Source organism: Microbacterium sp. Y832, assembly GCF_057669765.1.
The window spans coordinates 391334-413250 of the sequence record NZ_JBYHFM010000001.1 but is presented as its reverse complement, the minus strand read 5'-3'; the positions used below and the strand labels follow the sequence as shown (position 1 = coordinate 413250).

General features: G+C 71.4%; 19 protein-coding genes. 10 read left to right on the top strand and 9 right to left on the bottom strand.

All coding sequences use genetic code 11. The annotated features are described in order from the left end of the window. Positions 1–5 precede the first annotated feature (5 nt). On the bottom strand, positions 6–686 hold the full coding sequence (gene mtrA / locus AC25YV_RS01630) for an MtrAB system response regulator MtrA (protein WP_488122079.1): 681 nt from the start codon (positions 684–686) through the stop codon (positions 6–8). A gap of 156 nt (positions 687–842) precedes the next feature. Here mtrA and AC25YV_RS01625 point away from each other — a divergent pair, with 156 nt between their 5' ends. From AC25YV_RS01625 to AC25YV_RS01600, 6 genes are all read left to right on the top strand, one after another. Then, entirely contained in the window at positions 843–2129 is a 1287-nt protein-coding gene (locus tag AC25YV_RS01625; RefSeq protein WP_488122078.1) for a glycerophosphoryl diester phosphodiesterase membrane domain-containing protein, read from the top strand. After that, positions 2126–2800, top strand: a complete 675-nt coding sequence (locus AC25YV_RS01620) for a DUF4129 domain-containing protein (RefSeq protein ID WP_488122077.1) — start codon at positions 2126–2128, stop codon at positions 2798–2800. Before AC25YV_RS01625 ends, AC25YV_RS01620 begins: the two co-directional genes overlap by 4 nt. Then, positions 2797–3966 carry a DUF4350 domain-containing protein gene (locus tag AC25YV_RS01615; protein ID WP_488122076.1) on the top strand — a complete coding sequence of 390 codons (1170 nt, stop codon included), beginning with the start codon at positions 2797–2799 and terminating at the stop codon, positions 3964–3966. Before AC25YV_RS01620 ends, AC25YV_RS01615 begins: the two co-directional genes overlap by 4 nt. Beyond that, positions 3963–4949: an AAA family ATPase gene (locus AC25YV_RS01610; RefSeq protein WP_488122075.1), complete on the top strand. Its 987-nt coding sequence runs from the start codon at positions 3963–3965 to the stop codon at positions 4947–4949. Before AC25YV_RS01615 ends, AC25YV_RS01610 begins: the two co-directional genes overlap by 4 nt. A 2-nt stretch (positions 4950–4951) precedes the next feature. After that, positions 4952–6253 (top strand): DUF58 domain-containing protein, encoded by a 1302-nt coding sequence (locus tag AC25YV_RS01605; protein ID WP_488122074.1) that lies wholly within the window; start codon positions 4952–4954, stop codon positions 6251–6253. Between the two features lie 273 nt (positions 6254–6526). Beyond that, positions 6527–7345 (top strand): aquaporin, encoded by an 819-nt coding sequence (locus tag AC25YV_RS01600; RefSeq protein ID WP_488122073.1) that lies wholly within the window; start codon positions 6527–6529, stop codon positions 7343–7345. A gap of 63 nt (positions 7346–7408) precedes the next feature. Here AC25YV_RS01600 and katG read toward each other — a convergent pair whose 3' ends face one another. Genes katG through AC25YV_RS01585 form a run of 3 tightly spaced genes read right to left on the bottom strand, consistent with a single transcriptional unit; the run spans position 7409 to position 11260 of the window. After that, positions 7409–9727 carry a catalase/peroxidase HPI gene (katG, locus tag AC25YV_RS01595; RefSeq protein WP_488122072.1) on the bottom strand — a complete coding sequence of 773 codons (2319 nt, stop codon included), beginning with the start codon at positions 9725–9727 and terminating at the stop codon, positions 7409–7411. 33 nt (positions 9728–9760) lie between these two features. Next, positions 9761–10219, bottom strand: coding sequence for a Fur family transcriptional regulator (locus AC25YV_RS01590; RefSeq protein ID WP_488122071.1), 459 nt, complete (start codon positions 10217–10219; stop codon positions 9761–9763). Between the two features lie 45 nt (positions 10220–10264). Continuing rightward, complete coding sequence (locus AC25YV_RS01585) at positions 10265–11260, bottom strand: stage II sporulation protein M (protein ID WP_488122070.1); 996 nt, start codon at positions 11258–11260, stop codon at positions 10265–10267. A 16-nt stretch (positions 11261–11276) separates the two neighbouring features. Here AC25YV_RS01585 and AC25YV_RS01580 point away from each other — a divergent pair, with 16 nt between their 5' ends. Continuing rightward, positions 11277–12131 (top strand): RDD family protein, encoded by an 855-nt coding sequence (locus AC25YV_RS01580; RefSeq protein ID WP_488122069.1) that lies wholly within the window; start codon positions 11277–11279, stop codon positions 12129–12131. A 28-nt stretch (positions 12132–12159) separates the two neighbouring features. On the opposite strand, the gene AC25YV_RS01575 is transcribed toward AC25YV_RS01580, so the two are convergent. Beyond that, a complete protein-coding gene (locus AC25YV_RS01575; RefSeq protein WP_488122068.1) occupies positions 12160–12366 on the bottom strand; it encodes a DUF3499 family protein in 207 nt (68 codons plus the stop codon). A gap of 319 nt (positions 12367–12685) precedes the next feature. On the opposite strand from AC25YV_RS01575, the gene AC25YV_RS01570 reads away from it, so the two are divergent. Further along, positions 12686–13126 (top strand): metallopeptidase family protein, encoded by a 441-nt coding sequence (locus AC25YV_RS01570; protein ID WP_488122067.1) that lies wholly within the window; start codon positions 12686–12688, stop codon positions 13124–13126. A gap of 6 nt (positions 13127–13132) precedes the next feature. On the opposite strand, the gene AC25YV_RS01565 is transcribed toward AC25YV_RS01570, so the two are convergent. The 4 genes from AC25YV_RS01565 to manA form a co-directional block, all read right to left on the bottom strand. Continuing rightward, the gene (locus AC25YV_RS01565; protein WP_488122066.1) at positions 13133–14542 is read right to left on the bottom strand and encodes a DUF5719 family protein; all 1410 of its coding nucleotides are present in this window, start codon (positions 14540–14542) and stop codon (positions 13133–13135) included. Next, positions 14539–17385 (bottom strand): glycosyltransferase, encoded by a 2847-nt coding sequence (locus tag AC25YV_RS01560; protein WP_488122065.1) that lies wholly within the window; start codon positions 17383–17385, stop codon positions 14539–14541. Before AC25YV_RS01560 ends, AC25YV_RS01565 begins: the two co-directional genes overlap by 4 nt. Positions 17386–17483: 98 nt before the next feature. Continuing rightward, positions 17484–17810, bottom strand: a complete 327-nt coding sequence (locus AC25YV_RS01555) for a WhiB family transcriptional regulator (RefSeq protein WP_488122064.1) — start codon at positions 17808–17810, stop codon at positions 17484–17486. 165 nt (positions 17811–17975) lie between these two features. After that, positions 17976–19112 carry a mannose-6-phosphate isomerase, class I gene (gene manA, locus AC25YV_RS01550; RefSeq protein ID WP_488122063.1) on the bottom strand — a complete coding sequence of 379 codons (1137 nt, stop codon included), beginning with the start codon at positions 19110–19112 and terminating at the stop codon, positions 17976–17978. Between the two features lie 41 nt (positions 19113–19153). On the opposite strand from manA, the gene AC25YV_RS01545 reads away from it, so the two are divergent. Both AC25YV_RS01545 and AC25YV_RS01540 read left to right on the top strand, forming a co-directional pair. Beyond that, positions 19154–20554: an O-antigen ligase family protein gene (locus AC25YV_RS01545; RefSeq protein ID WP_488122062.1), complete on the top strand. Its 1401-nt coding sequence runs from the start codon at positions 19154–19156 to the stop codon at positions 20552–20554. Continuing rightward, a complete protein-coding gene (locus tag AC25YV_RS01540; protein ID WP_488122061.1) occupies positions 20551–21876 on the top strand; it encodes an O-antigen ligase family protein in 1326 nt (441 codons plus the stop codon). The genes AC25YV_RS01545 and AC25YV_RS01540 overlap by 4 nt, the downstream gene beginning before the upstream one ends. Positions 21877–21917: the final 41 nt, after the last annotated feature.

The window sequence follows — 21917 nt, the reverse complement described above, 5'->3', positions numbered from 1 at the left end:
GCGCCTCAGGCCAGTGCTCCGGCGCGATAGCCGACGCCGCGCACTGTCGTGACGATCTTCGGGTTGTCGGGGTCCTTCTCGACCTTCGCGCGCAGGCGCTGCACGTGCACGTTCACAAGGCGCGTGTCCGCCTTGTAGTGATAGCCCCACACCTGCTCGAGGAGCATCTCTCGCGAGAACACCTGCTGCGGCTTGGCGGCGAGCGCGACGAGCAGTTCGAACTCGAGAGGCGTGAGGGCGATGAGGTCTTCGCCGCGACGCACTTCATGCGCGGCGACATCGACCGTGAGGTCGCCGATGCGCAGCACGTCGCTCTCGGTCTGCGCGACGGGGCGCAGCCGCGTGCGGATCCGTGCGACGAGTTCTTTGGGGTTGAAGGGCTTGACGATGTAGTCGTCGGCGCCGGACTCGAGTCCCTTGACGACGTCGGCGGTGTCGGTCCGTGCCGTGAGCATGATGATCGGGATGCCGGACTCGGCCCGCACGCGCGTGCAGATCTCGATCCCGTCCATTCCCGGGAGCATGAGGTCGAGAAGGATGAGATCGGGGCGCTCGTCGCGCCACGTGTCGACGGCCTTCGCGCCGTCCGCGCAGAAGACGGTCTCGAACCCCTCGGTGCGCAGCACGATGCCGATCATCTCCGCCAAGGCGGTGTCGTCATCGACCACCAGGATGCGTGAAGTCATGACCCACTCGTCCTTTGCGTCCGCGGGGCGCTGATCGGGGAGCACCCATGCATCCCCACAGAGTAGTCGACACCGGCCGTGCAGACGCGGAGCGTCACGGCGGGGTGTGACACGATGGATCAACCCCGGCCCGCCGAGCCCTCAGGAGGACCAGCCGTGACCGCCTACCCGGCCTGGACGCCCGCATCCCGCCCGGGCATCGTTCCGCTGCATCCGCTCGGCTTCGGCACCATCCTGGGTCGATCCTTCGTCGCGCTGCGTCAGAACCCCCGCGTGCTGCTGGGCTTCGCCCTCGTCGTGCAGACCGCCGCGTTCCTCCTGATCCTCGTCGTGATCGGTCTCATCTCGTTCGCGTCGTTCTCGCGCCTGGACACCGTGCGCCCCGGAAGCGAGGAGTTCGAGGCGATCATGGCCGGGTCGATCGCGCTCACCGTCGTCGCGAGCTTCGTGCTCGGACTGGCCGCGACCGCACTGACCGTCATCGTGCAGGCGGTCGTCGTGGTCGAGGTCAGTCACGCCGTCGTCGCCGAGAAGCGCACGCTCGGTGCGCTCTGGCGCCACGTGAAGCCCGTCGTGTGGCGCGTCATCGGGTGGTCGCTCATCATCGGAACCGCCGCCCTGCTCGCCGTCGCCGTTCTGGCCGGTGTCGTCATCGCGGTCGGGTTCGTCGCGTGGCCCGTCGCGATCGTGCTCGGCATCCTGCTCGTCCTCGGTGCGGTTCCACTGTACTGGTGGCTCATGATCAAGCTGCTGCTCGTGCCGGCGGTCATCCTGATGGAGCGCGCCACGATCCGCAGCGCCGTGCGACGCTCCTGGTCTCTGACGCGCGGGCGCTTCTGGCCTGCGCTGGGCATCATCGTGCTCATCAGCGCCATCTTCGGTGTCGTCGGCCAGGTCGTGAGCCTGCCGTTCTCCTTCCTGTCCGCGGGGATCGGCGTCGTCATCTCACCCACCGGAGAGAACGAGGCGACCTACGTCATCAGCATGATCATCACGTTCGTGCTGACGTACGCCGTTGCTCTGCTCGTCCAGTCGATCGCGCTCGTCGTGCAGTCCACCGCGACAGCGCTCATCTACGTCGACTGCCGCATGCGCCGCGAAGGCCTCGACCTCGACCTTCAGGAGTACGTCGAGAGGCGTGATGCCGGCGCCGCCGGCCTGCCCGACCCCTATACCGCCCACATCGGCCGCGACATGCCGTCGCCGTACCTCGCTCCCGCATACCCGGCGTATGGGTCACAGCCCGTCTACGGCGCGCCGCAGGGCTACCCCGAGCAGCAGGGCTACGGCCCGCCGCAGGGCTACCCGGACCAGCCGGGGTATGCCGCGCCGCCGTTCCCCGCTGCGGGCCAGCCGCCCTACGCCGCACCCCCCGCACCGGCCCCGACGCAGTGGTCCGCCCCCGGTTCGCCCTCGTCCGAGGCGGGCCGAGAGGCCCCGTGACGCTCGCTGCCACGCTGACCCGGCTCGCCGACCTTCCCCTCATTCCCGACGGGGACGAGGCCCGCGAGTGGGCCGAGCGCGAACTCGCCGATCCCGCGTACCTCGAAGCAGAGCCCACCTTCTTCGACCGTGCTGCCCGCGCCGTCGCCCAGTTCCTCGAGCGCCTCTTCTCCACCCCGGTGAGCGGCGAGTGGGGTCTCGTGCTCGCGGTGATCGTGACCGTGATCATCGTCCTCCTCATCGTCGTCGCCTTCCTCGTGTGGGGCATGCCGCGCTCGACGCGACGACTGCCCGCCGCCCGAGGCGTGCTGTTCGGCGACACCGACGACCGCTCGGCCGCTGATCTGCGCAGCGCCGCCGCATCCCACGCGTCGAAGCAGGAATGGGATCCCGCGACCGTGCTGCGCATGCGCGCGCTCGCGCGCGGACTGCACGAGCGCGGCCTCGTCGAGACCCCGCCCGGCGCCACCGTGCACGCTTTCGCCCGCGCCGCGTCGGCGGTCTTCCCGGCCTCGGCCGGGCCGCTCGAGGCAGCGGCCACGGCGTTCGACGACGTGCGATACCTGCGCCGCCCCGGCACGCCCGACCTGTACGCCCGGGTGGCCGACGTCGATGAAGCGCTCCGCACCGCCCGCGCGCCCGCATCCGCCACCGTCGGAGCCGGCGCGTGACGTCGGTCGAGGTGCGCGAGGGCACGCGCCGGCGCCGGTGGGGCGCATGGATCGGCTTCGGCGTCGTCCTCCTCGTCGTCGGCGGCACCGGCGGCGGGATCGTGCAGCTGGGCGAATGGTCCGAGCGCGGCGCACTCGACCCCGAGTCCGCCGGCATGCTCGGCACGCGGGCCGTCGTTCAGCTGCTGCAGGACCAGGGCGTCGAGGTCGTCGTGTCCCGTGACCGCACCGAAGCGGCCTCAGCTCTGGCGACGGGCGATGCGACCCTCGTGCTGCCCGCGGCTCCTGCGCTCTCGGACGAGGCCGTCCAGACGCTCGGCGACGCCGCGACTGACCTCGTGCTGGTCGAACCGCGCTCGCGCGAGCTGCGGCTCTTCCTCGAAGGCTCCTCGACGGCGGGCTTCGCGGCCGACGACGCCGTCGCGCCGGCGTGCGACCTCCCCGACGCCGAGCGTGCCGGGCCCGTCGCACCGGGCCGCGTCTTCACCTCCGGTGCCGACACGACGGCGTGCTACCCGGCCGGCGAAGGTCAGGGGCTGCTCGTGAAAGCCGACGGCGAGCGCCGCATCTCGGCCGTCGACGGCGAGATGCTGTTCACGAACGAGTACCTCGCCGACGACGGAAACGCCGCCCTCGCGCTCAACCTCATGGGGCGGCATCCGCTCGTCGTCTGGTACGTGCCGGGCCTCACCGACACCGATCTCGCCGCCAGCGACCAGACGCTGGGCGACCTCACTCCCCCGTGGGTGAGCCCGGCCATCGTCGTGCTCCTCGCCGCCGGCATCGCCGCCGGGATCTGGCGCGGGCGCCGCTTCGGTCCGCTCGTCGCCGAGCGCCTCCCCGTCACCGTCCGCGCGTCCGAGACGACCGACGGGCGCGGCCGACTGTACGCCCGCGCCGGCGATGCCGGACACGCGGCAGACCAGCTTCGCATCGGCGCGCTGGGGCGGATCGGCCGCGCGCTCGCGCTCGGCCCGTCGGCATCCGCACCCGAGATCGCCGACGCCGCCGCGACGCGCATCGGAATGCCCCGCGGTGAGGCGCGGGCCCTGCTCATCGACGACGTCCCGCGCACCGACAGCGACCTGCTGCTTCTGCGCGGCCGTCTGCGTGACTTCGAAGACGCCGTGCATGCGGCCGTCCGACCGGAAAGGAACCTGCCATGACCGAGACGAGTTCGACGCCCGCACCGCACGAGGACGCGGCGCTGCGCGAGACGATGAACCGCGTGCGCCTCGAAGTCGGCAAGGCCGTCGTCGGCCAGGACGGCACCGTGACGGGCCTGCTGATCGCCCTGCTGGCGGGCGGCCATGTGTTGCTGGAGGGCGTGCCCGGTGTCGCGAAGACGCTGCTCGTGCGGGCCTTCTCGACGGCGCTCGGTCTCGACACGAAGCGCATCCAGTTCACCCCCGACCTCATGCCCGGCGACGTCTCGGGCTCACTCGTCTACGACGCGAAGTCGGGCGAGTTCGAGTTCCGGGAGGGTCCGGTCTTCACGAACGTGCTGCTCGCCGACGAGATCAACCGCACACCGCCCAAGACGCAGTCTGCGCTCCTCGAGGCGATGGAAGAGCGCCAGGTGTCCACGGACGGTGTGAGCCGCCGCCTACCCGACCCGTTCCTCGTCGCCGCGACGCAGAACCCCGTCGAGCACGAGGGCACCTACACGCTGCCCGAGGCGCAGCTCGACAGGTTCCTGCTCAAGCTGCTCGTCGATGTTCCCGGCCGCGACGCCGAGCTCGATGTCCTGCGCCGCCACGCCGAGGGCTTCAACCCCCGCGACCTCGCCGCTGCGGGAGTGCAGACGGCGGCGACGGCCGACCAGCTGCGCGCTGCACGCGAGGCCGCGGCAGCCGTCACCGTGTCCGACGATGTGCTCGGATACGTCGTGGATCTCGCGCGCGCGACCCGGCAGAGCCCGTCGGTGCAGCTGGGCGTGAGCCCCCGTGCGTCGACGGCACTGCTCGCCGCTGCGAAGGCATGGGCATGGCTCGGCGGCTACCCCGCCATCACGCCCGACCACGTGCAGACGATGCTCGTGCCGACGTGGCGTCACCGGATCCGGTTGCGCCCCGACGCCGAGCTCGAGGGCGTCTCGGTCGACGCCGTGCTCGCATCGGTGATGCAGCAGACCCGGGTTCCCATCTAGACATGTATCTCACCGGCCGTCTCCCGCTCCTCGTCGCACTGGGCGTCATCCCCGTCATCGTGCTGGCCCTCGGCGGCGTCGATGCGTGGATCGCGGCGGCAGGGTGGCTGGCACTGTGCGTCATCCTGGCGATCGCGGATGCCGCAGCCGCACCGAATCCGCGCGCTCTCACCGTCGAACGCTCCGCCCCGGGGCGCACGCTGCTGGGCGAGCAGGTCGCGACGACGCTGCGCCTGCGCAACACCGGGAGGCGCGGCATCCGGGGTCGTGTGCGCGACGCGTGGCAGCCGACCGCGGGGGCCCCGCTGGAGCGCTCGGCCATCTCGATCCCTCCGGGAGAGAGCCGTACGCTGAGGATCCCGCTCCGTCCGCGGCGCCGAGGCGAGCTGCGTTCGTCGTTCGTCGTCGTGCGCTCCGACGGGCCGCTGCGCCTCGCGGGCCGTCAGGGGCGTCTGGATGAGCCCGGCAGCATCCGCGTTCTGCCGCCGTTCACGTCGCGCCGACACCTTCCGTCGCGACTCGCGCGGCTGCGCGAGCTCGACGGGTCGACGAGCGTGCAGGTGCGTGGCCAGGGCACCGAGTTCGACAGCCTGCGCGAATACGTGCCCGGCGACGACGTGCGCTCGATCGACTGGCGGGCGACGGCGCGCTCGTCGACGACGATGATCCGCACGTGGCGGCCCGAGCGCGATCGACACGTCGTCATCGTGATCGACACGGGTCGCACGGCCGCCGCCCGCGTCGGCGACGGCGTACGGCTCGACGCCGCGATGGAGGCGGCGCTGCTGCTGGCCGCGCTCGCGAATCGCGCGGGCGACCACGTGCACCTGGTCATGTTCGACCGCACGATCCGGGCACGCGTGACGCGTGTCGACGGCCCGGGGCTGTTGCCCGCGCTCGTCGATGCGATGGCGCCCGTCGAGCCGCAGCTCATCGAGACCGATTGGGATGCCGCCTTCGCCCAGGTGCGTGCCATGACGTCGCGCCCCGCGCTCGTGGTCGTGCTGACCGCTCAGGACGCCGTCGACGCGTCGCGCGGGTTTCTCGGCGCGCTGCCCGCGCTCGCGCAGCGCGCGCATGTGCTGGTGGGCACGGTCGCCGACGAGCGGCCCGAACCCGTCGCGCGGCCCGACGCCGCCGACGTCTACCGCGAAGCCGCCGCCGAGCGCGCGGCGCGCGAGACCGCGCGCGTCGCGAGTGCGATGGCCCGTGCCGGGGCCGAAGCGATCACCGACACCCCCGAGGCCCTTCCGCCCCGCGTCGCCGATCGGTATCTCGCCCTCAAGGCCGCGGGGCGCCTCTGACACCTGGGCGCCGCTGAGGTGGCTTCCTGTGCCGCACTCTGCTCACTTCGGCCGGTTCCCGGACACACTGAGGCAAACGAGCTGGAACGGCCACGCGTTCATGTGCCCATGTGCCGCAACCTGCTCCCGGTCGCCGGTTCCCAGACAATCTGAGGCAAACGAACGGCACCGAGCCACATGAGACGGATGCATCGGCTCGGCCACATGAGCGCGCCGGGGGCTGAGAAATCACTGTGCAGGGTCTACGCTCCGGATCGAGGAAAGGAGGCCGTCATGTCGGACGCTCTTGTCACACCACTCACAACGGCCAACAAACTTGTCGCCGAGGCGCTCGGCACGTTCCTGCTCGTCTTCGGTTCGATCGGCACGGCGCTGTTCGCGGCCGACTTCGGCACGGGAGCCAACGGCACCTCGCTCGGCGTCGGCTTCGTGGGCGTCGCCCTGGCCTTCGGCCTGACCCTCATGGCGGGCATCTACGCGTGGGGCAACATCTCGGGCGGGCACTTCAACCCCGCCGTCACGGTCGGTCTTGCCGCCGCGGGTCGCTTCGCGTGGAAGGACGCGCCCGGCTACATCATCGCTCAGCTCGTCGGCGGCGCCGTGGGCACGACGCTCATCGTCCTCATCGGGCTGTTCGGCCCAGCGGACTGGCTCGCCGCCCGCCAGGACAGCGGATTCGCGAGCAACGGCTACGGGGCGTTCTCACCGGGCGGGTTCGGGCTCGGTGCGGCGATCATCGCCGAGGTCATCCTCACGGCGATCTTCGTCATGGTGATCCTCGGCATCACGCACACCAAGCGGGGCGGCGGCAACGTCGCGGGGCTGTCGATCGGCCTCACGCTCACCGCCATCCACCTCATCTCGATCCCCATCGACAACACCTCGGTGAACCCGGCGCGCTCGATCGCGACCGCCATCTACGGCGGCATCGACGCGCTCGCCCAGCTGTGGGTGTTCATCGTGTTCCCGCTCATCGGCGGACTCCTCGCGGGCTGGCTGCACCGGGCGCTCTTCGAGCCGGTCAAGCTGCCCGCGCTGCAGTCCGAGGCACGCGTGCCCGACGCGAGCGGGCCCAAGCGCCGCGGACGCTGACCCGCGCAACGACGAAGCGGCCCGCACCGAGAACATCGGGACGGGCCGCTTCGCGTATGTGCGTCAGCTCAGGTCGAACCGGTCGAGCTCGGTGACCTTGCCCCACGCCTCGACGAAGTCGCGGACGAACTTCTCGTGCGCGTCATCCGAGGCGTACACCTCGGCGAGGGCGCGCAGCTCGGAGTTCGAGCCGAACAGCAGGTCGACGCGCGTGCCGCGGCCGAAGACCTCGTCCGAACCGTCGCGGCGTCCCTCGAACGCGTGCGAGCCGGGGTCAAGCGGCTTCCACGTCGTGCCGAGGTCGAGCAGGTTCACGAAGAAGTCGTTCGTGAGCACACCGACACGGTCGGTGAACACGCCGTACTCCGACTCGTCCCAGTTGGCGCCGAGCACGCGGAGACCGCCGACGAGCACTGTCATCTCGGGAGCCGTGAGCGTGAGCAGGTTCGCCTTGTCGAGCAGCAGGTACTCGGCCGGCATGCTCATCGCGGTCGTGGCCTGGTAGTTGCGGAAGCCATCGGCTGCCGGCTCGAGGAAGCGGAACGACTCGACGTCGGTCTGCTCCTGCGTGGCGTCGGTGCGCCCGGCGTGGAACGGCACCGTGGCGTCGACACCGGCATCCTTCGCGGCCTTCTCGACACCCGCGTTGCCCGCGAGCACGATGAGGTCGGCGAGCGAGACCCGCTTGCCGTCGGTGCGACCGTCGTTGAACGAGGACTGGATGCCCTCGAGCACATCGAGCACGCGCTTCAGCTGCGACGGCTTGTTGACGACCCAGTCCTTCTGCGGCGCGAGGCGGATGCGAGCGCCGTTGACGCCGCCGCGCTTGTCGCTGCCACGGAAGGTGGATGCCGCAGCCCACGTCGTCGAGACGAGCTCGGTGACCGTGAGACCCGACTCGAGGATCTGAGCCTTCAGCGCGGCCGCGTCGGCGTCGTCGATCAGCTCGTGGTCGACGGCGGGCACGGGGTCCTGCCAGATGAGCTCTTCGGTGGGCACCTCGGGGCCGAGGTAACGCGCGACGGGGCCCATGTCACGGTGCGTGAGCTTGAACCACGCACGGGCGAACGCGTCGCCGAAAGCGACGGGGTCGTCCTTGAAGCGGCGCGAGATCTTGTCGTACTCGGGGTCGGTGCGCAGGGCGATGTCGCTCGTGAGCATGCGGGGCTCACGACGTGCCGACGAGTGCGCCATGGGCACCATGTCCGCGCCGGCGCCGTTGATGGGGCGCCACTGGTGGCCTCCGCCGGGGCTGCGCATGAGCTCCCACTCGTACGCGTAGAGGATGTGGAAGAACTCGTTGTCCCAGCGCGTGGGGTGGTACGTCCACGTCACCTCGAGGCCCGACGTGATGGTGTCGTCGCCCTTGCCGGTGCCGAAGTTGTTCTTCCAGCCGAGACCCTGGCGCTCCAGGCCCGCAGCCTCGGGGTTCTCCTCGAGGTTCGTGTCGGGCGCCGCGCCGTGGGTCTTGCCGAAGGTGTGACCACCCGCGATGAGCGCGACGGTCTCTTCGTCGTTCATAGCCATCCGGCCGAAGGTCTCGCGGATGTCGCGTGCCGACGCGAGCGGGTCGGGGTTGCCGTTGGGGCCCTCGGGGTTGACGTAGATGAGACCCATCTGCACGGCGGCCAGCGGACGCTCGAGGTCACGGTCGCCCGTGTAGCGCTCGTCGCCGAGCCACGTCGTTTCGGGGCCCCAGTACACGTCGTCGTCCGGCTCCCACACGTCGGGACGTCCACCGGCGAAGCCGAAGGTGTTGAATCCCATCGACTCGAGCGCGACGTTGCCCGCGAGGATCATCAGGTCGCCCCATGAGAGGCTCTGGCCGTACTTCTTCTTGACGGGCCAGAGGAGACGGCGGGCCTTGTCGAGGTTGACGTTGTCGGGCCAGCTGTTCAGCGGCGCGAAGCGCTGCTGTCCGGTGCCGGCGCCGCCGCGACCGTCGGTGACACGGTAGGTGCCGGCGGCGTGCCACGCCATGCGGACGATGAGCGGGCCGTAGTGACCGAAGTCGGCGGGCCACCAGTCCTGGCTCGTCGTGAGCGTCTTCTCGATGTCGGCCTTCACCTGGGCCAGGTCGAGGCTCTCGAACGCCTCCTTGTAGTCGAAGTCCTCGTCGAGCGGGTTCCGCGCGGGCGGGTTCTTCGCGAGGATCTTGATGTTCAGCTGGTTCGGCCACCACACGCGGTTCGCCGACCCCGTCGCGGGGTGCGGCTGGCTGTCGCCGTGGATGACGGGGCATCCGTTCGCGTCCTCGTTCGGGCGCGGGCGGGTCTCGCCGTCCTCGCGCTCGTCGACGGGCGTGTCGATCGGGGTGACGGCCTGGTCGATGTCGGTCGGGTTCTCGCCGATACCGGGCATCGTGTCATCGATGTCGCTCATGTTTTCCTTCCTCGTTTTTCATGTCGGGGTGAGTCAAGAGGTGGGGGCGGATGCAGCGGCCGCACAGTCGGGACACACGCCCCAGTACGTCACCTCGGCCGTGTGCAGGGCGAAGCCGTGCGTATCCGATGGCGTCAGGCACGGGGCCTCGCCGATCGCGCAGTCGACATCGCGCACACCGCCGCACGTCGTGCAGACGAGGTGGTGATGGTTGTCGCCGACACGTAGCTCGAACAGGCCGGGTCTGCCCGCGGGCTCGATGCGGCGCACGAGGCCGGCTTCGGCGAAGTCGGCGAGGGCGTTGTAGACGGATTGCAGGCTCGTCTGCGGCACCGTGTTCGCGACGACCTGGAAGACCGCCTCGGCGCTGGCGTGCGGGTGGTCACGAAGCGCCTCGACCACGGCACGGCGGGGCTCGGTGACGCGCAAGCCGACGGTGCGGATGAGCGCGGCGGCATCCATCTCATCGATGTCAGCCGCGGGTGCACTCATGCCCCCAATCCTAGCGCTTTATTTTGAGTTATTCAAAGTAAGGCATCATCCCGCGACGAGGGTCGGCGTGCCCGTTTCATACTCGGTGAGATCGCCCGACTCACCTCGGCGGGCGGCGCGACCGCCGACGACGACCATGTAGAACACGAAGGCCGCGAGCGCGAGCGCGCCGATGCCGATCTTGAGCGGCCAGGGCCACGGCTGCGCCGTCACGAAGCCCTCGATGAGACCCGCCACGGCGAGCGCGAGGACGAGCCCGATCGCGATCGTCGCGAGCGAGCGCCCCGCCGCGGCGAGCGCGGCGCCACGGGACTGCCGCCCGGGCGCCACCCAGGCCCAGAAGATGTGCAGCCCTGCGGCCCCGGCGACGAAGATGCACGTCAGCTCGAGGAGGCCGTGCGGAAGGATGTACAGCAGGAAGACATCGCCGCGGTCGAACGCCAGCATGATCGCGGCCGCCGTGCCGACGCCGATCGCGTTCTGCACGAGCACCATGAGCGGCCAGATCCCCGTGATGCCGAACATGACGCATTGCGCCGCGATCCACGCGTTGTTGGTCCAGACGGTGCCCGCGAACACCGCCGCGGGGTTCTCGCTGTAGTAGGCGGTGAAGTCGTTCTCGGCATACTCCTCGAGCTGCAGCTGAGGCCCGAGGGTCGCGATGAGGGCGGGGTCGGACGAGACCCAGAACGCCACGAGGGTGCCGATCGCGATGAAGCCGAGCGCGATGACGAGGGTCGTCCAGCGCACGCGGTAGAGCGCCGCCGGAAGCTGCAGCGCGAAGAACCGTGGGATCTGCTTCAGCACGTTCTCGGGCGTGCCCGTCAGCGCAAGCCGGGCACGCGAGAGGATCGTCGAGACGAGATCGCCCTGCGGTGTGCGGCCCGCCGAGGTCTTCAGATCGGCCAGATCGGCGGATGCGGCCTGATAGCGCGCGACGAGTTCATCGGCCTGCGCACCGCTCAGCCGACGGGCCCGGCTCAGCTCGTCGAGACGCTCCCATTCCTGCCGGCGTGCGGCTGTGAGGGCGTCGAGGTCCATGCGGTTAACTGTACGCATGCCTCCGACCGTCGCGCCCGACTCCCGGATGACGACGATCCACCAGGACGAAGTGCTCACGGGCGAGGCCGTCGCCCTCGACGTGCAGCCCGTCGGGTTCTTTCTGCGCGCGCTCGGCGCGCTCATCGACATCGTCGTGGGGCTCGTACTGCTGCTCACGTTCTTCCTCGTCGCGACGTTCCTGTTCGGGATCGACCTCTTCGGCGACTCGGCAGCACAGATGGTGACGATCGCGATGGTCGTCCTCGTGCTGGTCGTGATCCCGACGGCCGTCGAGACGTTCACGCGCGGACGCAGCCTCGGCAAGCTCGCCGTCGGTGGGCGGATCGTGCGCACCGACGGCGGCGCGACAGGGTTCCGTCAGGCATTCATCCGCGCGCTCGTCGGCGTGCTCGAGCTGTGGTTCACCTTCGGAGGGCTCGCCGCGATCGTGGGCGCGTTCACGCCGCGGTCGCAGCGCCTCGGCGACCTGCTCGCCGGCACCTATTCCGAGCGCACCCGCACGCCGCGCCTCCCCGCCCCCGCGCCGGGCCTCCCGCCCGCCCTCGCCGAGTGGGGAGCCGTCGCCGACGTCGCCCGCCTGCCCGACCGGCTCGCGCGGCGCATCGCGCAATTCGCGCGACAGGCTCCCGAGATCGAGCCTCCGGCGCGGGCACGCCTGGCTGCATCCCTCGCGTCCGAGGCGGCGGCCTACGTCTCACCCGTGCCGCCCGTGGACCCCGAGTCGTTCGTGTGCGGCGTCGCCGCACTCCGGCGTGACCGTGAACTGCGGGCGCTCGTGCTCGAGGATCAGCGCGTCGCGGCCCTCGCCTCCGGCGCCCCCGTGGTCCCGCGCGGCTTCCCCGTCCGCTGATCCCGCGAGTGGGGGCATCCGCTGCGGATCAGCCGCGGAGCGTCTCGTGCCGCACGACGACCCAGCCCTTCGGCACCGACAGCCGATCGGTGTGGATCGCACAGAGATCGTGCGCGTGCGGGTCACCCGACGCCCCGAGCGGACCGACCGCCGCCATCTGGTCGTTGTAGTCGTACGTCAGGGTCGACACAGCCTCGCGGGCGCATCCCACCTTGGAGCAGAGTCTCTCGCGCATCGCTCCGACACTAGTCGCGCCCCGACGCCGATTCCGGATGCCGCGCCGCGCCGCGAGGCCCGGGCTCCCCGACGTCCATCTCCCCGTGCAGGCGTCACACGACGTTCATGTGTCGCAGAACGTCGACGATGCACGCCTCGGGGCGCAAAGTGAGACATGTGAACCTCGGGAGGACCGCCCTCGCCACGGCATCCGTCGTTCAGTTGTCACAGAACGCTGCCGAACCAGCGGCCCGGCAGCAGAGTGAGGCACATGAACCGCCGCCCGCGGCGGGATGACGATAAGCCCACCCCCGCACGGCCGCCATAGGATGGGGCGCATGGCATGGCGTCGTTCCTCGAGTGTGTCGAAGCCTGCCCGTCGTCCGGCACGTCACGGCCGGCACGGGCGCCTCGGACGCAGCGCCGTCGTTCGGCCGCCGCTTCCCCCGCTCGACACACGCGTCGAGCGCTTCGACCTCGCGGTCGGAACGGCGGCGGAGTTTCTGCGGTCGGCCTGGCCCGAGCTGCGCGAGGTCAGCTTCGAGATCGCTGACATGCCCGCGGCATCCGATGCCGACGGGATCCCGCGATGGCTCGTGCTGGGTGCCGACAAGCGGATCATTCTCTTCCGGCTGCCGATCGAGCGGCTCAGCCACCTGCACCGCGACGATGAACTGCACCGCCGCATGATGATCGAGAGCGCGGTGTTCCGCGCGGCGGCCGAGTACCTCGACCGCGATCCGTGGGATCTCGGCCCCGAGCGTTTCCGCTTCTTCTGACCGGCGTCAGGGGTACACGCGGACAGCGGGTGCGGCGGCGTCTGCGGGCCACACCGGGAATCCGGCGAGCGCGCCCGGTCCGCTCATCGTGACCGCCGCGAGCACGGGGGCACCGCCGCTGTCGAGCGTGTAGACCGTGCGCGACTGCACGCTCAGCGTCACGCTCCCACCGCCATCGAGCACCAGCTCCTCGGCCGACGAACCGGTGCTCTCAGCCACCATGACAGCCACGGGCTCGCCGCCGGGGTTGGCGACCGTGAGCTGGGCCGGCGGACCGTCGGGCACGGCGAACAGGCTCGGCACCGTGATCTCGGGCGAGGGCAGAAGCCAGGCGAAGTCGGACCCCGCACCGAAGCCCGACGCCTGCCACAGGCCGGCGACGACGGGTGAGTCCGCGAGGACCTCGACGTCGTACTCTCCTTCGGCGAGCCCACCGAGGCCGACCTCGGTCGGCACACCGGCCGCAAGCGGCACGACGAGGGGCTCGAGCATCTGCTGGTCGCCGCCCACGGCGCGCACCATGACGGTCGCCTCGGCGTCGGCGCTGGGCGCCAGCACGCGCAGGATCGTCCCGGCGCCGATCGGGCTCGCCACGTCGGACTCGGTCACGACGACACCCAGGATGCGCTGGACGGTCGCGGTCGCGCCGACTCCGCCGGTCTGGTCGGCGCCGACGGGTTCGAGCACGCGCGTCAGGCTCGACTGCACCGAGGCCTGCACGGGGGCGCCGACCGCGCTCACCCGCACGACGGGGCTCGTCTCGCCGCGCGCGAGGCCCGCCAGCGGCACGGCGCGCTGCGCGCCGGCGGCGACGACGAGGTCCGCGCCGCCCGGGGGCGTGTCCGGACCCGTCGCGCCGTAGACCGTGAGCTGGACGGTCGCTGCGACCGTTCCGGGGTTGGACAGCAGAACGAAGTCCGCCGATCCCGTCGCAGCTGATCCTGCGACGATCCACGACTCCATGAGCGGCGGCCGGCACGCGGATGCCGCGAACCCGGCCAGATCGTCGGCGTCGGCCAGCATCGAGCCCGAGGCCGCGATGTCGGTGCGCTGGTCGCCCTGCGGGGGCGCCGTGTAGGCCTCGGGGCTTGCGCCGGGTGCGACGCCCGTCAGCATCCGCGCCTCGGGCTGCGGCGTGCCAGGGAGCCCTCCGACCGTCACGCTCTGCGCCGCTGCGAGGGCGAGTTCGCTCGGTGCGTCGAGGTCTCGCCCGAGGGCGAGCAGACCGCCCGCGCACGAGATGACGGTGTCGGCGGGCGCGGGCTTGGCCGTGATGGCGACGGGTTCGCGCTCGAGCGTCGGCCAGGGCAGCGTCACGGCGGTCGCGACGGCGACGACGGCCGTCGCGGCGACGACGGTGCCGGCCAGCATCCGGGCGCTCGTGGACGCCCAGCGGAAGAAGCGGCGATCGCTCATCGGCCCTCCTCCCAGTGCGGTCCGACGACGCGCGGCGTGCGTCGTGCGTCACGGCGCGATGCGGCGGTCGGTGCGGCAAGCAGCACGGCGATCGCGACGAGCGCGAGCTGCACGGCGAAGATCCCGCCCGACGTCCGATCCACGGATTCGCCGGGTTCGGGCCGCGGCGCGACGTCGAGTTCGACCCGCCACAGCGAGCCGCGCGCGGTCTCGCCGACGGCTTCGAGGTCTTCACGCTGGTCGATGGCAGACTCGGCGGCGAGGCGGAACGCGCGGGCCGCGTCGGATTCGGGTTCGGCGCCGTGCGCGAGCAGCACGAAGCTCACGCCGCGTGACGCGAGCTGGGCGACGGGGTCATCGGCTGCGCCGGTCGTGAGACCGGCGGCGAGCTGGGCGATCTGCCGGTCCTGCTCCGACGGTTCGGTGCGGGTCGCGAGCACCGTGCTCTGCGCGCCGAGCGTCTCGCTGCCGCCCCACACGACCCGCGCCGACAGGGCGCCGGAGTTCTGCGGGGTCAGCACGAACGTGCCGACGTCGGGGTCGTCCGCGCCGCGCGCCGCGACGTATGCGGGAAGGGTGCTCGCGGGCCCGTTGGTGAGCAGCGTCGTGTCGCGGGTGACCGAGGTGAGCGCGGGCACGGCGAGCGCCACGATGCCGGCGCCCGCGAGAACGACGAGGCCACCGCGCAGCAGGGCGACCTTCGGGGCGAGGCCCGCGTCAAGGGTCACGAGCGCCCCTCCGACGACACCGAGCCACGCGAGGCTCAGGCCCGTGCCCGGCCACAGCGGAACGGCCTCGGACTGCGCGAACGCGACCGAGATGCCGACCGCGGCGAAGGCGGTGCCGGTGCCGAGCGCGGCGATGCCGAGCAGGGTCATGCCGGCCGCCCACCGCTGAGTGAGAGGTGCAGCCAGGGCGAGGATCGCCAAGGGGGCGGCCAGCAGCGGCACCCACCACGTCGGCGCGTCGCCGAGGAATCCCGCCCACCCCGCGACATCGGAGGTGGGGATGCCCGCGGCGAGCAGGCCGCGACCGGCGGCATCCGGCCCGACCTGGGGCCCTGACCACGGCACGCCGGGGTCGGCGAGAAGGCCCCACGCGCCGTTCGTGCGCAGGGCATGCCAGACGAGCGGTCCGGCCATCGCGACGGTCGGCACGACCACCCAGATCAGGCGGGCGACACCGCGCCCGGCGCGCAGCGCGACCGCGAGCACGATCGTGACGGCCCAGAGCACGATGAGCGCCGGGGCCAGCGACGGGGCGCACGCGATGACACCGGCCAGAGCGAGGGATGCGACCCCCGCACCCGGCCACGAGCGGTGCGCGACGGCGGCGGCGCAGAACAGCCACGGCAGCAGCAGGTGCGCGATGACGGCGGCGGGGCGGCCCTGCGTGAGCGAGATGAGGAACGTCGGGGCGAGGGCCCACAGGGCACCGCCGAGCACGCGGAGCACCCCGCGGTCGGTGACGCGCGTCGCGGCGAACCAGCCGCCGAGGGCTGCGAGGGGCAGGGCGAAGAGCCACAGCAGCACGAGGCCGCGCGACGGATCGCCCGGCCACAGCGTGCCGACGATGGCGATGACCGTCGCGAACGGGTCGGCGGGTGCGATCGTGTCGAGGCCGAGTCCGCGCTGGCCGTAGAGCGTGTCTGCCCACAGCTGCGCGACGGTCGAGCGCAGCGGCTGCAGGCCGCCGCCGCCGAGCACGGGCCAGGCGAGCAGCATCGGAAGCGCCGCGATCGACACGACGAGAGCGCCGAGCACGAGCCAGGCCCCGCCGCCGGAGAAGAACCGCAGATCTCCGCGCAGGCGTCCGCCGGGTTCGATGGGGTCATCGCCGAGGCGCGCGCGCAGCTGTGCATTAGTGACGCGCAACGGGGCGAGCTGGCTCCACGGCAGTCGGCGCGTGCGCCGCAGGTGCGCACGGGCGCGGGCGATGCCGGCGAACTGCACCATCACCAGCGCCGAGGCAACCCATTCCGGCCCGATGCGCGCGGGCTGCTTGCGTACGAGATGGAGGATCGTGCGCAGCAGCGCGAGCGGGAGCAGCGAGAGCCAGTGCAGCGGAACCGCCCACAGCGGGGCGTACACGAGCCGACGATGCAGCTGCGCGACGCGCTCGGCGAAGGCGATGCGACGCCGAGTCTGCCGTGTGACGGGCGCCGGAAGACCGGCCACGCCGTCGTTCGAGACCGCCACGATCGCTGTGGGGGCCAGGGCGACGCGTGAATCGGCGAGCCGGGCGCGAACGCCCAGGTCGAGGCCTTCGTCGGCGCCGTGAAGGGCGGGGTCGAGCCCTCCGATCGAGGTCCACGCGTCGACGCGCACGAGCACACCGCGCACGTCGGTGCCGAGCACATCGTCGGCGGCGTCGTGCTGGCCCTGGTCGAGCTCGCCGTCGGCGAGGCCGACCGAGCGTCCGAAGCGCGTCATGCCCACCCCGAGCGACACGATCTCGCTACGATCATCGGCGCGCACGAGCTTGGGTGCCGCGAACGCGACGGACGGCGACCGCTCGAGCACCCCCGCGAGGCGGGCGAGGGCCTGCTTGTCCGGCGTCGTGTCCTGGGCGAGAAGCCACACGGCGTCCGCGCCTGGCGCGGGCTTGGCGAGCGCGAGCGCCTCGGCGAAGCGGGTGGATGCCGGTGCCTCGATGACGAGGCCGGCCCGCGAATCGCGAGCCGCCTCGATGACACCGGGGTCGGTGCCGCAGATCACGATCGTCAGACTGTCGACGGGGCGCGTCTGCGCCGCGAGGGCTCCGACGGTGCGTCGCAGGTGGTGCGCTGCGGGCGTTCGGCCGTCGGGGCGCACGACGAGAAGAGCGTGGACACGTGCGGGCATGGCCTGGTCAGCCTAGGCGCGGCTCGCGCGTCCGTCGCGCCGCACGCGCCGTTCGCCGCGATCCCGTCGCCGGGGAAGACAGCTCGGGCGAGATCCGATCAGACGGCCCGGCGCTTGAGCTTGCGACGCTCGCGTTCGCTGAGGCCGCCCCAGATGCCGAAGCGCTCGTCGTTCTGCAGCGCGTACTCGAGGCACTGATCCCGCACGTCGCATGTCGTGCAGATCCGCTTGGCGTCGCGGGTCGAGCCGCCCTTCTCGGGGAAGAACGCTTCGGGGTCGGTCTGCGAGCAGAGGGCGTCGGTCTGCCACGAGAGCGGGTTGTCGTCGTCGCCTGCGACGGCACGGCGAACGCCGGGCACTCCGAGGTTGACGGGGTCGACGAACCAGTTGTCGGGTACCGCAGAGCGGTACTGGGAACCGGTCATGTCGTTCTCCCCCCGGAGGCTCCTACACACGACATCGTGCCGCGCTAGGGATAATTACACCCTTGTAGTTCGCCGCGGTCAAGTCGCAGATATTAAAGCCTCATGCACGGGTTGAACCTTCACGACGCGCCGACGGCGTGTCGCCTTCCGGTAACAACCGCGTGATCACGCGGGCGTCGCGACGTACATCTCCCCCGAGCCCGAGACGCGGAGGGTGCGTTCGTCGGCGGTCACGAGGACAGCGTCGCCTGGTCTCAGCACGACGGAGCCGCCGCTCATCCCGGCGGTGACGGTGACCGAGCCCGCCGTCGCGAGGACGATCGCGACGCCGTCGATCCCCACCTCGAGCGACGCGCCGCCCGGCCGCAGCCGGCGCAGCGCGAAGTCCGGCACGGGCGCGGGGTACCGCTCGACGCCGGGCGCCTCGGTGATCGGTCTCACGATCGGCGGTGGCCCTGTGCGCGCGTCGAGCACCGCGACGAGCTCGCCGACGTCCACGTGCTTGGGGGTAAGACCCCCGCGCAGCACGTTGTCGCTCGTGGCCATGATCTCGACGCCGAGGCCCTCGAGGTAGGCATGCAACACACCGGCCGCGACGAAGACGCCCTCGCCGCGGCGCAGTGCAACGAGGTTCATGAGCAGCGCCACGACGATCCCCGGGTCACCGGGATACGCATCGTCCAGGCGGGCGACGAGCGCGAGTTCACCGGCGAACGCACCGCGGGCCGGCCTCGCCCGCGCGGCGCCGATGATGGCACGGACGTCGTCGGCGGCGGCATCCGACAGCAGCCAGGCGATCGCATCGCTCGTCGCCTCGACGGAGCCGTCCAGGCGCGCAGCGAGCCCCGCCGTCGCGTCCCCGATCTCGCCCAAGAGGCGCCGCGTGTCGGGCAGGGCGCGCAGGCCGACGAGAGCGTGGAACTCGTCGCTCAGGGCGACGATCAGCTCGGGCTTGTGGTTGCGGTCGCGATACGTGCGCTCAGCGGCATCACGGGCGATCCCGGCCGCTTCCTCCCGCGCGAAGCCCGCTTCGGCCTGCCCCTTCGACGGGTGCGCCTGGATCGACAGAGGCGACGCCGCCGCCAGCAGCTTCAGCAAGTAGGGCAGCGGCTGCGCTCCCCGCTCTGCGAGCCATGCGTCCAGCGGCGAGCCGTCAGCTGCCCGCGCCGGCGCGCCGGGGTGATCACCGAACCACAGCTCGGCTTCGGGTGCGTCCGACGGAGCGAGTCCACGCAGCTCGGCCAGCAGCGTCGTCGAGCCCCACGCGTAGTCGCGGGGTGTGTTCGACAGAAGAGTGAGCATGCGCCCGAGCGTATCCGCGCGACCGAGTACCTTGGTATGCGATGGCCGTGTATTCGAAGCATCCGGCATCGGCACCGCCGACAGCCCCGGTCCGAGAGAAGACCGGGCATCTGCTGTTGCGCGGCTGGTGCATCTTCGTGCTCGTCATGGCTTTCGCCGGGGCCGCATGGGTGCATGCCTTCGGCGAGCTCTTCGCCGCCGTCGTCGGTGTGGGCGGCATGCTCGTGTCGATCCTGCTCTGGTTCCTGCTGCGCCCGCCCGTGCAGTGGCGCCGCCTGCCGTGGTTCGCCGTCGCATACATCGTGTGGGCGACGGCGTCGATCCTCTGGTCGGCGTGGCCCGCGACGACGGCCCTGACGCTGCTGCTGCTGTACGTGACGACCGTGCAGGGGTTCTTCGTGGGGGCGGTGCTGACGTGGCGAGAACTGGTTCGCGCCGTGGCATCCGCCCTGAAATGGACGCTCGCCCTCTCGCTGCTGTTCGAACTGTGGGTGTCGGTCTTCGTGCGCGTGCCGCTGCTGCCCGGGTTCGTGCCCCGCGATGAGCCGGTCGACCCGATCCTGTACTGGTCACGCAACAACCTCTTCGACGGCGGCCGGATCCAGGGCATCATGGGCAACGCGAACCTGCTCGGGCCCCTCGCCCTGCTCGCGATCGTCGTGTTCGCCATACGCTTCGCCGCCCGCGCCCCGCGCCGCACGCTGCTGATCGGCTGGATGCTGCTGGCGGCGTTCCTCTTCGTGCGTGCGGCGTCGGCGACCGCATTCGTCGCGGCAGCAGCGGTGGTGCTCGTCCTGACGACGGTGCTGCTCATGCGCACGACGACCCGGCCCGGCGAGCGCACCCGCTACTACATCGGCTACGCCGTCGTCGGTCTCGGCGGAGGGCTCGGCCTGTGGCTGCTGCGCGATCGGCTTTTCGAGGCGATCGGGCGCGGTTCCGACCTGACGGGCCGCGAAGCCATCTGGCAGGCCGTCACCGAGCGCGCAAGCGAGCGCCCCTTCGCCGGGTGGGGCTTCGCGACGCCGTGGATGCCGTGGGACCCCGCATTCGACGGCTGGATCGTCGACCACGGCGAGACCGTCATGCAGGCGCACAACGTCTGGATCGACATCTACTTGCAGCTCGGCATCGTCGGGGTCGTGCTGTTCTCGCTCGTCATGTTCGCCTACGTGTGGCGCACGTGGTTCTTCGCCGTCGACCGTCCGCGGTGGGATCTGCGCGCCGACCGGCCCTACTCGCCGCTCACGCTGCTGCCGACCCTCGTCGGAACGATCCTGCTCGTGCAGGGCGTGGCCGAGTCCGCCCCGCTGCTGCTGTGGGGGTGGATGCTGCTGGTCATGCTCGGCTTCAAGATCAAGCAGTCGCCGCACATCGGCGTCGGCCCGGCCGAGCAGAGCGCGGCGATCGAGCGCGGCGAGCCGACGAAGCAGGGGTCGTGACGGCCGCCGCGAGCGCGCAGCGGCGCTGGCTCGGCGCGCTGCTGGGCTCAGCGGCTTTCGCGCGCGCCTACACGCTCACCGCACTCGCGGCGGTCTTCTCGTCCTTCGCGATCGAGCGGCTCATGAGCCCCGTGACCTACGCCACGATCGTCGCGGGGCTGTGTATCGTGGGCGGCGGGGTGCTCGTCGCGCGTCGACGCGAGATCTCGTTCGTGCGGCTCGTGCCGACGACGCTCGTGGTGTTCCTCGGCTGGGCGCTCGTGAGCATCCTGTGGGCCTTCGACCAGGCGGAGTCGTGGTGGGGCTGGGTGTCGCTCGCCGCAATCGCCTTCCTCGCCGTCGTCGTGGGTCACATCCGCGACACGCTGCAGACGGTGCGAGCCGTCGCCGATGTGCTGCGCGTGCTGCTCTCGATCTCGCTCGGCGTCGAGATCCTCTCGGGCATCCTGCTGGACATCCCGTTCCGCTTTCTCGGCGTGCAGGGCGCGATCGCCGAGCTCGGGCCCGTGCAGGGCATCTTCGGCACGCGCAACATGCTGGGCTTCGTGGCCGTCATCGCGCTCATCACCTTCCTCGTCGAATACCGCACACAGTCGGTGCGGGCGGGACTGTCGCTGTACTCGGTCGTCCTCGCCGGCATGCTCGCCGCGCTCTCCGACTCCCCCACCGTGCTCGTGCTCGCCGTCGGCGTCGGCGTCGCCGTCGGCGCGCTCGCTCTCGTGCGGCACACCCGCCCCGCCCAGCGCGGCGCTCTGCAGTGGGTGCTGGGAGGGCTCGTCGTCGTCGGCGTCGTCGTCGGCTATCTGCTGCGGCATCCGATCATCGCGTGGCTCGGTGCCGGCAGCGACTTCTCGACGCGCGTCGATCTGTGGAACGTCATGGTCGACTACTTGCGGACGCGACCCGTGCAGGGCTGGGGCTGGTACGGCCCGTGGCCGCAGGACGGCGTGCCGTTCGGCTCGATCAACTTCTTGCTCGACGACACGCACGCGACGGGCCTCAACGCCTACTTCGACGTCCTGCTGCAGCTCGGCTGGGTCGGGCTCGTGCTGTTCCTCGGCTTTGCCGGCGTCGCGCTCGTGCGCTCGTGGCTCGACGCGAGCGAGCGGCGCTCGGTCATCTACGCCTGGACGCCGCTCGTGCTCGTCGCGCTGCTCATCGACTCCTTCTTCGAGAGCTTCACCCTGATCGGGATCGGGTGGATGCTGCTCGTTCTGTGCGCCGTGCGCGCGGGGCAGTCCCGCTCGTGGCGCGAGCGGATAGGCGTGTCCGCAGCGCCGAGCCTGCCGCACGTCCAGGATCCCCCGAACGCGGCGGGGTAGGATCTGCTGTCGGTCCGCCGCCCCAAGCACCGCCGGAGACT

Bases quoted from the DNA above. Each gene is read 5' to 3' on its own strand.
- katG (WP_488122072.1), bottom strand. From the start codon at position 9,727: ATGAGCGACATCGATGACACGATGCCCGGTATCGGCGAGAACCCGACC.
- AC25YV_RS01560 (WP_488122065.1), bottom strand. From the start codon at position 17,385: ATGCCCGCACGTGTCCACGCTCTTCTCGTCGTGCGCCCCGACGGCCGA.
- AC25YV_RS01585 (WP_488122070.1), bottom strand. From the start codon at position 11,260: ATGGACCTCGACGCCCTCACAGCCGCACGCCGGCAGGAATGGGAGCGT.
- AC25YV_RS01555 (WP_488122064.1), bottom strand. From the start codon at position 17,810: ATGACCGGTTCCCAGTACCGCTCTGCGGTACCCGACAACTGGTTCGTC.
- AC25YV_RS01605 (WP_488122074.1), top strand. From the start codon at position 4,952: ATGTATCTCACCGGCCGTCTCCCGCTCCTCGTCGCACTGGGCGTCATC.
- manA (WP_488122063.1), bottom strand. From the start codon at position 19,112: ATGCTCACTCTTCTGTCGAACACACCCCGCGACTACGCGTGGGGCTCG.
- AC25YV_RS01565 (WP_488122066.1), bottom strand. From the start codon at position 14,542: ATGAGCGATCGCCGCTTCTTCCGCTGGGCGTCCACGAGCGCCCGGATG.
- mtrA (WP_488122079.1), bottom strand. From the start codon at position 686: ATGACTTCACGCATCCTGGTGGTCGATGACGACACCGCCTTGGCGGAG.
- AC25YV_RS01590 (WP_488122071.1), bottom strand. From the start codon at position 10,219: ATGAGTGCACCCGCGGCTGACATCGATGAGATGGATGCCGCCGCGCTC.
- AC25YV_RS01570 (WP_488122067.1), top strand. From the start codon at position 12,686: ATGGCATGGCGTCGTTCCTCGAGTGTGTCGAAGCCTGCCCGTCGTCCG.
- AC25YV_RS01610 (WP_488122075.1), top strand. From the start codon at position 3,963: ATGACCGAGACGAGTTCGACGCCCGCACCGCACGAGGACGCGGCGCTG.
- AC25YV_RS01575 (WP_488122068.1), bottom strand. From the start codon at position 12,366: ATGCGCGAGAGACTCTGCTCCAAGGTGGGATGCGCCCGCGAGGCTGTG.
- AC25YV_RS01580 (WP_488122069.1), top strand. From the start codon at position 11,277: ATGCCTCCGACCGTCGCGCCCGACTCCCGGATGACGACGATCCACCAG.
- AC25YV_RS01600 (WP_488122073.1), top strand. From the start codon at position 6,527: ATGTCGGACGCTCTTGTCACACCACTCACAACGGCCAACAAACTTGTC.
- AC25YV_RS01545 (WP_488122062.1), top strand. From the start codon at position 19,154: ATGGCCGTGTATTCGAAGCATCCGGCATCGGCACCGCCGACAGCCCCG.